Raw genomic sequence first — 5,115 nt, 5'->3', positions numbered from 1 at the left:
TCTCCACCTAGAAGGTGGAGGCTTGTACCATCTTATGGAAAGTCAAGGTCAATATCTATTGTGTAGAGATGAATAAAATTTGCCAACAAACCTAAGAAAAATCCGTGACTCTCAAACTTTTGACTGCGATTTTGAATGTCATTTTGTAGGCTGCCTAGGTAACTACGATAGATTCGAGTTATGTATGGCAAAATTCCTTCATTTATTCCACGTTCTATATTTATTCTTTGGTTACTTGCTAGCACTTCCATAAAACTGAAAATCCCTTGCTGACCCGGTGCAACTTGCACAAAATTGACCAAATGACCAAGCTGTACTCTCTGATCTTGATTGAGTCGTATACTTCCTATTTCCTTAACTGTCAACAAACTGCGTGGCGCAGGCGCATTAATCCCATTAAGCCTATTGCGTTCTATATGCCTAAGAAGGCTAATCTCAGACGCTGAATATTTAGCAAATCTATCTCTACCTTGAGAATCTTTTTCACGAATCACCTCGAATACTGTTGCAATCGCCTCTCCCTGACTCTTGCCCTTTCCATGCATGCATACTTTGTATTGCTCAAAATTTAGGTCTTCTTCCCTTAAATTTGGATTTTGCCCTCTAATCTCTCGCACTAGAGCATTTCTTTCCCTTGTACTGAACCTTAACCCATCACTATTAAGACGATCAGAAATACTGTAGCATCTGACAACTTGCTGTCCGTCACGATAAACAGCGACTTTTAGGTTCCCTGTATTTCTATTTCTACCACCTGTATCAATACCATGATTATCAAAACGAAAATACACTCTCTCATTTGCTTTTAAGATATTAGCATCATGAGCAGTAGCAAACATACTGAAAAAGAATACAGGAAGGAAACGTCCTGTACTTACATGATACAAGAAAAATGGACATTGATCTAAAAAGGATTCAAACTCTTGTCTAAAACCATCAAGATCTCCATCCACTAAACTTCTTATTAAAGACACAAAGCACCTCTCTATTTGCTAAGACCAGAAAAACCACTCACATTAATGAGTAGACTAGATTCTTCTTTTCTTATGAGAACCAGAAATACCACTCACACTAGGAGCTTCAAACTCAGACTGTGGGCCATCACCAGAACCATCAAGTGGCAAAGATACCTTAGATTGAGACCGCAAATTATTCCAAGGACCATCACCTACAGAAGGTAAAGTTACTTTCTCTAACTGAAGAAATAACTCTTCTGCAAACTTGCCGTAATCTACACCTTTCCTCTTTCCTTCCCTACCACATATTCTAAGATTTTCTATCATGACTTCTTTAAAAAGGTCAAACTTTTCAGGAAAGCAACCTTTGGCAAATGAAATCATATCTAATATTTCTTCTTTCTCTATTTCCCTATCGGGCTTACAAACATCTTCTCGTTTCCAATTAATGATTAATCCCCCAAGTACACTCTTTATAGGAACTGTATAATTAGAAGTATTAACAGAGGTCTCTCTGTATTCAGCAAAGCGTTCACATTTCCAAATCTCCATAATAAGGGATCTAGCTTGAACACTTAACTCAGGATTTTTCAACATCACATTTGAAAGTGAATAAAGAAAAAGTTCATAGTCTTGCTGTGAGAATATCTTGTCCGAACAGTCTCCTCCTGCTGAAACGCCTTTATAACACCAGCACTGTACCAAATCATGAACCGTATCAAAAAAACATGACTCTATTAATTTAGCAAGAAGGGAATATACTCCCTTATCTTTCTGCAGCAATTTCTGTAAAAGAGTATCTTTATCACCTATATTCCTTACACAAAAATCTAAAATAGGAGCATCTTTCTCAACAGATTGAACGCGAGACAGAGCAATAATAGCTTCTGTAAGTTTCTTTTCCTTATCTTCTTCTTTTAAATGATTATAAAAATACTCTACTCCTTCACTCCACTTAAGTTTTACAGCACTGTCAAAACCTTCTGACGCGTTACTTGGTTGCTTTAATCCCCCAGATTCTCTATCGATCCAGAAATCAAACACAGGACCTTTCCTCTTTATGCTATCTAGTAACGAGTTTCGTACGTATTTGCCAATTTCAGTTTCAGTTTTACCATCAAATGCACCAGGAGGAAAATTGTTCCTATAAGATTCAAATCTTTTTTGAAAGAGTGGATGAATTTTATCTACCACACAGTAACTACAAGCCATCTCATATTTGCGAAGTGGATTATCTATTCCACCTATTTTTTCTTCAGTAAACCTTTGACCTAAAGCAGCATTATCCAACCTTACACCTGACCAGCAACCTTCATCTTGGAATACATTGTGCAAAAACTTCAACTTATCACCCTTAAAGTATTTTATGTGCTCCATAAAGTTATCTTGAAGGACTCCCACCCATCTCTTGATAGCTGACTTCCTCCCGGCAGCAACTGTTGGATCTGGATGTTTAATAGCTTCCTGTAATTTTTTGGACATCGTAGCCCGAAGCTCTTTCTGTGTTGGCATTAACCCCTCCTATTAAGTATTTATATAAAAAAGGCATTGTACAGACATTAGAATGGATTGCAATATTAAAATTACTAGAATAGAGGGTTTAATAAAAGACGTTATGGCTAAAACTTCTTTTCTTGAATTTTCTCAATATAATCAACAGAGAGGCCAGTATCTTCAGCGATAACATCTGTTCACCTTTTTTTCGCCGATTTTGATGCCTTCTTCTCTACCTTTTTCAGTAGCATCATCAAGTTTTTGAGCGAGCACTCTAAAATTATATAAACTTCTGGATGGCACACCTTTTTCATAAGCCCCACCTAGATCAAGTACAAAACTGCCTGTATCTTTGAGCTTGCTATGTACTAATTTTGCAAATCGACTAAGCCATGCAACATATTCCGCTTGGGATTCATTTCCGTATTCTTTTTTTCTTTGTAAAGCAAACGGTGGACTGGTGATTACGAGATCTAAGCTTGTATCTGGTAATTGCGGCAATAGGTTAAGAGCTTACTATTACCCACAAATATGAACGTTTGTTGCATAGCTCTTAATGGTATAACTTTTGCTTGAAATAACTGTTTATATGGTGCAATTTACAGCTTTTAGTTGCTAAAATTATAACTCTTAATTTAATAATTTTAATCTAACAAGCTTTCAAGTTAATAAAATTAAATTATTTGAGTAAATACAATACCATGTCTTTATTTGTGGTTAATAGTAAGGGTTAAGAGAGTCTTCACAATATGCAGCTCCCCTATCCGTAATATATGTGGGTTTATTATTAAATTTAAATTTTTCCAATATGTGTGCCATATGAAAGATACTTATATTTGGGTATGTTAAAGAAAAAAATGACTGTCATAGATAGTCTTAGAATTGCATTTTAGGCTTTGGGTGGAGGTTATTATGCCACTTTTACAACCACCTCTATAAACGCCCTTTAAACCCCGGCAAATGAATTCATGAGTTTAGTAGCTATAAAAAACTTCAAAAATACCTATTTTAGGTGTGAGAGACTAATCTCCTAATAAAACACAAGCCAAAAGCTCAATTACGATTATCGTGAGCCCACACCTTTACATGATAAAGATCTTGAAACTTAATGTCAATATTTTCAGAGCAAATTTATGTTAAATCTATATCCTTTTAGCATGGACAAAAAGAAGATACATTGCCAGTAGAAGATAAAGTGTTGGCAACTATCGCTTATCATAGAGCGGATAGAAAATGAGGTTAGAAGAAGTGAATGAGTTGCTAAGGCAAATGGAAGAAAAGCCACATTCTGAACACGGAAGGCCAACTTATATAGAAATGAAACTGAGTGATATTGAAAAATTGTTTGAAAGAAGATAGATTAAACTTGTTGAAGTGATCTTTATTGAGATAGTTCTTCTAGTTATTAAGGAGTCAGTATAGAATGTAAATATTTGTTTTGTAGATAAAGAGTGGCTGCTAATAACCCTAATTTTTTAGACTACAAAGTAGGACAGAAAGTAAGAAGTTGTAGGCTAGCGAAGAGATATACTCAAAAGGATTTAGCAAGTAAAATCGGTACAAAATATCAGGTCATACTACAGTATGAAAAAGGAAAGCGTAAAATTTCAATCAGAAGGTTATATAGCATCGCAGAAGCACTATCAGTTAGCATTATAGATCTTATTCCTGAACACACAATATCAAATGAAAACAGTTATCTCGAGAGTGAGGAGAAAGAGATATTAGATCTAGTAGAAAAGTATGAGAAAATTGAGAATCAAGAATTACGTAATGTAGTTTATTCATTAATTACATCTGCACAGGCTAGCAAGGAAAATAGTAGAAAAGTGGCAAGAATAGAGGTGGCAAAGAATCTAGTTAAAGCAGGAGTTTCTGTTGAAATAATTTTCCAAGCAACGGGCTTATCAACTGAAGAATATAGTAATGCAGAGGAAAAAACTACTTCTGTAGACTATAGGATGGGACAAAGGATAAAAAAGCTAAGGATAATGCGAAAGTACACTCAGGAAGACTTGGCAAAAAAAATTAGTACAACGCGTCAAAAAATAAGCGACTATGAACATTGCTGTTCCACTTGAAAAGTTATATGAAATAGCAAAGGCGTTATCAGTCAGCATTAAAGATCTACTTACAAGGCGACATAGTGAAGCAAGCAGTGGTTTAATAGAGAAATACAGGGAAATTGAGGATCAAGAGTTACGCAACGGATTTTATGTACTGATCAAATCTTTATCTGAAGGTATGGAGATTATTGCAGGAAAGGTCAAGAAAGCGGAAAAAGCCGAAATTGCAAAGAATCTACGTAGATTAGGAATTTCTATCGATATTGTTTTACGAACAACTGGGGCAACTGAGCTACTTTTTTAAAAATACAACTTAAGAAATATCTTTTGCATTTTACATAAAAAATAAACAAAAAAAATGAAAAATTGATTTGACTTCGCCCGAAACCTATGGCTTTATGCCAATACTACCAAGAAAACAGTAGTAAATAATTAAAAAAAATTAGTAGCTAATAGGAGGTATATCTTATGAATAATAATAATAAAAGTAAAGATAAAAATGAATTTAGAGAAGAAATAGAGAGAATACGACAAAGCGGGGGAGGAAAGGCTTCACTGCCATTAAGTTAAGGAAAAAGTGTTAGAATGTATTATAAAAT

The 5,115-nt window shown here is 34.9% G+C and carries 1 protein-coding gene and 4 pseudogenes; 2 read left to right on the top strand and 3 right to left on the bottom strand.

Annotation, left to right across the window (positions count from 1 at the left end; genetic code table 11):
* Window positions 1-41: 41 nt before the first annotated feature.
* The 3 genes and pseudogenes from cifB to DEF52_RS06830 form a co-directional block, all read right to left on the bottom strand.
* Window positions 42-953, bottom strand: a pseudogene (gene cifB / locus DEF52_RS05805) (cytoplasmic incompatibility factor CifB); the annotation flags it as partial.
* Window positions 954-1,028: 75 nt separating this feature from the next.
* Entirely contained in the window at window positions 1,029-2,468 is a 1,440-nt protein-coding gene (locus DEF52_RS05800; protein ID WP_151808116.1) for a cytoplasmic incompatibility factor CifA, read from the bottom strand.
* A 107-nt stretch (window positions 2,469-2,575) separates the two neighbouring features.
* Window positions 2,576-2,951, bottom strand: a pseudogene (locus tag DEF52_RS06830) (DNA methyltransferase).
* A 667-nt stretch (window positions 2,952-3,618) separates the two neighbouring features.
* Here DEF52_RS06830 and DEF52_RS05790 point away from each other — a divergent pair.
* Window positions 3,619-3,809 (top strand): annotated as a pseudogene (locus DEF52_RS05790) (DNA mismatch repair endonuclease MutL); the annotation flags it as partial.
* 92 nt (window positions 3,810-3,901) lie between these two features.
* Window positions 3,902-4,820 (top strand): annotated as a pseudogene (gene wmk, locus DEF52_RS05785) (WO male-killing family protein Wmk).
* Window positions 4,821-5,115: the final 295 nt, after the last annotated feature.

Source organism: Wolbachia endosymbiont of Nasonia oneida, assembly GCF_009012935.1.
GTDB classification, from domain to species: Bacteria; Pseudomonadota; Alphaproteobacteria; order Rickettsiales; family Anaplasmataceae; genus Wolbachia; species Wolbachia pipientis.
This window is presented reverse-complemented; position numbering and strand designations above follow the sequence as displayed.